This is a genomic window from Rhodoferax sp. OV413 (assembly GCF_945881795.1).
In the GTDB taxonomy this organism is placed as follows: domain Bacteria; phylum Pseudomonadota; class Gammaproteobacteria; order Burkholderiales; family Burkholderiaceae_C; genus Allorhodoferax.
The window spans coordinates 1-5,334 of sequence record NZ_CAMCVG010000114.1; the positions used below are offsets into that span (position 1 = coordinate 1).

The following is a 5,334-nucleotide window of genomic DNA, read 5'->3' on the forward strand; positions in this document are numbered from 1 at the left end:
ACCGTGGTGGCGGGTATGCAGCTGGATAACATTGTGGTGCGCCCCCAGCGCCGCTGGGTGGAGCCTTGGAGCCAGGCAGACGCGTGGCACAAGGTCACCAGCGACCAACTGGCGGACTTGGCGCAACACGTCTCCGGCCTGCCCAGCGCCGTGCGCGACGACGATGAAGAAGCCAAGCGCTTCGATTTGTTGATGCTACGCACCCAGCTGGGAAGTGCGCGCGGCGATGTCGGCTTTGCCCGGCTGCGCAAGCAAGTGCGTGGGCTTGCTGACGGGTTAAGCGAGCTAGGCAGCATCCCGGATGTGAAAAAGCATTTGGTGCTGATTGAGGCGGTGGCCGGCGAGGAGTGGTGGCAAGACGTGATGCTGCCCATGCTGGAGCAGGCGCGCAGGCACCTGCGTGGGCTCATCAAGTTGCTGGAAAAGACCCGCCGCAAGGTGGTCTACACCGACTTTGAGGATGCCGTAGGGAAAACCACCGAAGTAGCCTTGCCCATGGGCGGCAGTGCGGGCGACTTTGAGCGGTTCCGGCTCAAGGTGCGGGCCTTCTTGCGCACGCACGAAAACCACATCACCCTGCACAAGCTGCGCCGCAACCAGCCACTCACCGCGACCGATTTGGCCGAGCTGGAGCGCCTGCTGATCGATAGCGGAACCGCCACTGCCGAAGACGTGGCCCGCGCCGGTCAAGAGTCCCACGGGTTAGGCTTGTTTGTACGTGGGCTGGTCGGCCTAGACCGCGAGGCGGCCACCCGGGCGCTCAACCGCTTTGTTGCCGGCAAAACGCTGAGCGCCAACCAGCTAGAGTTTGTGAACCTGATCGTCACCCACCTAACCGAGCGTGGGGTGATGGAGCCAGGCTTGCTCTACGAGCCGCCTTTCACTGGCTATGCACCACAAGGACCCGACGCGCTATTTACGTCTGCCCAGGTGGAAGAGTTGTTCGGGGTGTTGGACGAGATCAAGGCCACCGCGCTGGCCGCCTGATGCGGTAGTCCCCTCACGAAAGCGCAATCACATATTGCGCCGGTACTGCCCGCCCACCTCGAACAGCGCATTGGTAATCTGACCCAGCGAGCAGACCCGCACGGCGTCCATCAGCACCTCGAACACGTTGTGGTCGTCGATGACCGCCTGCTGCAGGCGCTGCAGCATGGCAGGCGCAGCGTTAACATGGCGCGCGTGGAAGTCGCTTAAACGGTGCAGCTGGCTTTGCTTTTCTTCTTCGGTGCTGCGGGCGAGTTCTAGCTTGTCCAGCACCTGGTCGCCATGTGGGTTGCGGAAGGTGTTGACCCCGATGATGGGCAACTCGCCGGTGTGCTTGAGCATTTCGTAGTGCATCGACTCGTCCTGAATCTTGCCGCGCTGGTAGCCGGTTTCCATCGCGCCCAGCACGCCGCCGCGCTCAGCAATGGCCTCAAATTCTCGGAGCACCGCTTCTTCCACCAGCTCGGTGAGTTCTTCGATGATGAAGGCGCCCTGGTTGGGGTTTTCGTTTTTGGCCAATCCCCATTCGCGGTTGATGATGAGTTGAATCGCCATGGCGCGACGCACTGAGTCTTCGGTAGGCGTGGTGATGGCCTCGTCAAACGCATTGGTATGCAGGCTGTTGCAGTTGTCGTAAATGGCAATCAGCGCCTGTAGCGTTGTGCGGATGTCGTTGAACTGAATTTCCTGCGCATGCAGGCTGCGACCGCTGGTCTGGATGTGGTATTTGAGCTTTTGTGAACGTTCATTGGCGCCGTATTTTTCTTTCATAGCCACCGCCCAGATGCGGCGCGCCACACGGCCCATCACGGTGTATTCGGGGTCCATGCCGTTGCTGAAGAAGAAGCTCAGGTTGGGCGCAAAGTCGTCAATGTGCATGCCCCGCGCCAGGTACGCCTCCACAAAGGTGAAGCCGTTGGACAGCGTGAAGGCCAGCTGGCTGATGGGGTTGGCACCCGCCTCGGCGATGTGGTAGCCGCTGATAGAGACGCTGTAGAAGTTGCGCACGTCGTTTTGCACAAAGTACTGGGCAATATCGCCCATGACCTTGAGGCTGAACTCGGTGCTGAAGATGCAGGTGTTCTGGCCCTGGTCTTCCTTGAGGATGTCGGCCTGTACCGTGCCGCGCACATTGGCCAGCACCCATTTTTTGATGGAGGCAGCTTCATCAGCGCCCGGTTCACGGCCTTGATCGGCCTTGAACTTGTCGAGGTTCTGGTCGATGGCGGTGTTCATGAACATGGCCAGGATGCTGGGCGCCGGGCCGTTGATCGTCATGGACACCGAGGTGGCGGGGTTGCACAAATCAAACCCGCCGTAGAGCACCTTCATGTCGTCGAGCGTGGCAATGCTCACACCGCTGTTGCCCACCTTGCCGTAGATGTCGGGCCGCAGGTCGGGGTCGTGGCCGTAGAGGGTGACTGAGTCAAAGGCGGTCGAGAGTCGCTTGGCTGGCATGCCGCTGGAGAGCAGCTTGAAGCGGGTGTTGGTGCGGAATGCGTCGCCTTCGCCTGCGAACATGCGGGTCGGGTCTTCCCCCTCTCGCTTAAAGGCAAAGGTGCCTGCGGTATAGGGGTAGCTTCCGGGCACGTTGTCGAGCATCAGCCACTTCAGGATCTCGCCATGGTCTTCGTACTGCGGCAGGGATACCTTGCGGATGGTGGTACCGGAGAGGGATTTGGTGGTGAGTGCGGTGCGGATTTCCTTGTCCCGCACGGTGACCAAGAACTCATCGCCCGCATACGCCTTTTGCAGCTCCGGCCAGTAGTTGAGCAACTTGCGCTCGCCGGCGCCCAGGCGCTCGGTGCGCTCATCGGCCAGCTGGCCTACCGCATTGACCGCGTTGGTCTTGGCGGGGTTGGCGTCTTGCAGCATCTGTCCGGCGGCGCGCAGCTGCTGGATTTCGCGGGCCAGGCGGGCCTGCTCGCGGGCGCGCTTTTTGTAGCCGCGTACGGTGTCGCTGATTTCGGCCAGGTAACGGGTGCGCGCAGCCGGCACCACGGGAGATTGGTTGGAACTGTGGCGCACTTCAGCGCGCGGCAACATGCCCGCCCGCATGGGCACCCCCAGGGCCTGCAGGCGGGGCACCATCGCTTGGTACAGCGCGGTCACGCCGTCATCATTGAAGCGGGCGGCCATGGTGCCAAAAACAGGCATCTGTTCGGTGGGCGTGGTCCAGGCCTCGCGGTTGCGCTGAACTTGCTTGGCCACATCGCGCAGCGCGTCGCTGGCGCCCTTGCGGTCAAACTTGTTGATGGCCACGAACTCGGCAAAGTCCAGCATGTCGATTTTTTCGAGCTGGCTGGCCGCGCCGAACTCGGGCGTCATCACGTAAACGGGCAGATCCACCAGCGGCGCAATCGCTGCGTCGCCCTGGCCTATGCCCGAGGTTTCCACCACCACCAAATCAAAGCCGGCGACCTTGCAGGCGGCGATTACATCGGGGAGCGCCGCGCTGATCTCGGAGCCGAAGTCGCGCGTGGCCAGGCTGCGCATGAACACGCGCTGGCTGGAAGCCGCAGCAGCGTCTTGGCCCGCCGGCTTGTTCCAAGGGGAGATGGCGTTCATGCGAATGCGGTCGCCCAGCAGGGCGCCTCCGCTCTTGCGGCGGCTGGGGTCGATGGAGATCACCGCCACCCGCAGACTGTCGCCCTGGTCCAGCCGCAGACGGCGGATGAGTTCGTCAGTGAGGCTGGACTTGCCGGCTCCGCCGGTGCCGGTGATGCCGATAGTTGCTACTTTTTTTGTAGCTGCTTGCGCCCGTATCTCCTGGGCCAACGCCGGATTGAGCTTAAAAGCCTCGATGGCGGTAAGTAACTGGGCGAGTGCGCGCCAGCTGGTCTCGGTATGGCCCTGAATGGCGGCCAAGTCGGTAGGGGCGAAGGCGCTGAGGTCTTTGTCGCATCTCATCACCATCTCGCCGATCATGCCCTGCAGGCCCATACGCTGGCCGTCTTCGGGGCTGTAGATCCGGGCTACGCCATAGGCGTGCAGCTCGCGGATTTCGGGCGGGACAATGACCCCGCCGCCGCCGCCAAACACCTGAATGTGCGCTCCGCCCCGGGCCTTGAGCAGGTCGACCATGTATTTGAAATACTCGACGTGCCCGCCCTGGTACGAGCTGATGGCAATGCCCTGCACGTCTTCCTGCAGGGCGGCGGTCACCACCTCGTCTACGCTGCGGTTGTGGCCGAGGTGAATGACTTCGGCCCCCATGCCCTGCAGGATGCGGCGCATGATGTTGATGGCGGCATCGTGTCCATCAAACAGGCTGGCAGCGGTGACAAAACGCACCTTGTGGGTCGGGCGGTAGTTGGCCAGGGCTTTGATGTCGGCAGACAGGTCGGTCATAGGGCGCTCACAAAACAGGTTGCCACCGGAGGCAGCGGGCTGGACCTAGGCGGTCCGGGTCACTTCAACTATGGTCAAGGTTGGTTTGACGTTAACGTAAACGTCAACTGTAAACCACCGCGTCGGAATGTGCCTGACAGCCGGCCGAATCCGGTAGAGTCCGCTTCCATGACTTTTCTTGCCTTGGATATCGGCAACACCCGGCTGAAGTGGGCGCACTACGCCGAGCCCCGCCCGGGTGCGGCCCTGCTGGCCCAGGGCGCCGAGTTTCTGGAGAACATCGACAAACTCGCCGATGGCGCCTGGCGCCATATGGCGCCGCCCTCCCAGGTGCTGGGCTGCGTGGTGGCCGGAGATACCCTGAAGCGGCGCGTACAGGAACAGATGGACCTGTGGGACGTGGTGCCGCAGTGGGTGGTGGCGAGCGACCAGGAGGCAGGCCTGCGCAATGGCTACGACTACCCGTCGCGCCTCGGCGCAGACCGCTGGGTGGCCATGATTGGCGCCTACCACCACCTGCGCAAGCGCGGACAGGCGCTGCCGTTTGTGGTGGTGATGGTGGGCACGGCGGTCACGGTCGAGGCGGTTGACGCAGACGGCAAGTTCCTTGGCGGTTTGATCCTGCCCGGACACGGCATCATGCTGCGGGCGCTGGAGTCCGGCACGGCCGGCCTGCATGTGCCCACCGGCGAAGTCCGCGAATTCCCCACCAACACCAGCGATGCGCTTACCAGCGGCGGCACCTTTGCGATTGCCGGTGCGGTGGAACGCATGGTGCAGCATGTGCATTCCCGCTGTGGCCAGGAGCCGGCCTGCATCATGACCGGCGGCGCAGGCTGGAAGATGGCCCCCAGCATGACTCGCCCTTGCGAGCTGGTCGACAACCTGATTTTCGAAGGGCTCCTGCAGATGGCGCAGGGTCGCTACGCAGCAGCAGCCGGCTGAGGCGCAAGCCACGCCTCGGCCAGCTTCACCCAGTAGGTGGCGCCCAGCGGC

3 protein-coding genes are annotated in these 5,334 nt (G+C 63.0%); 2 read left to right on the plus strand and 1 reads right to left on the minus strand.

Annotation, left to right across the window (positions count from 1 at the left end):
* A partial coding sequence (locus tag Q0O05_RS11055) for a type I restriction-modification enzyme R subunit C-terminal domain-containing protein (RefSeq protein ID WP_293663047.1) occupies nt 1-987 on the plus strand: 987 nt, incomplete at its 5' end.
* Nucleotides 988-1,014: 27 nt separating this feature from the next.
* Here the strand turns inward: Q0O05_RS11055 and icmF are convergent.
* Nucleotides 1,015-4,338 (minus strand): fused isobutyryl-CoA mutase/GTPase IcmF, encoded by a 3,324-nt coding sequence (gene icmF, locus Q0O05_RS11060; RefSeq protein WP_293663048.1) that lies wholly within the window; start codon nt 4,336-4,338, stop codon nt 1,015-1,017.
* Between the two features lie 168 nt (nt 4,339-4,506).
* Between icmF and Q0O05_RS11065 the strand changes: the two genes are divergently transcribed.
* Nucleotides 4,507-5,283 (plus strand): type III pantothenate kinase, encoded by a 777-nt coding sequence (locus Q0O05_RS11065; RefSeq protein WP_293663049.1) that lies wholly within the window; start codon nt 4,507-4,509, stop codon nt 5,281-5,283.
* Nucleotides 5,284-5,334 lie beyond the last annotated feature (51 nt).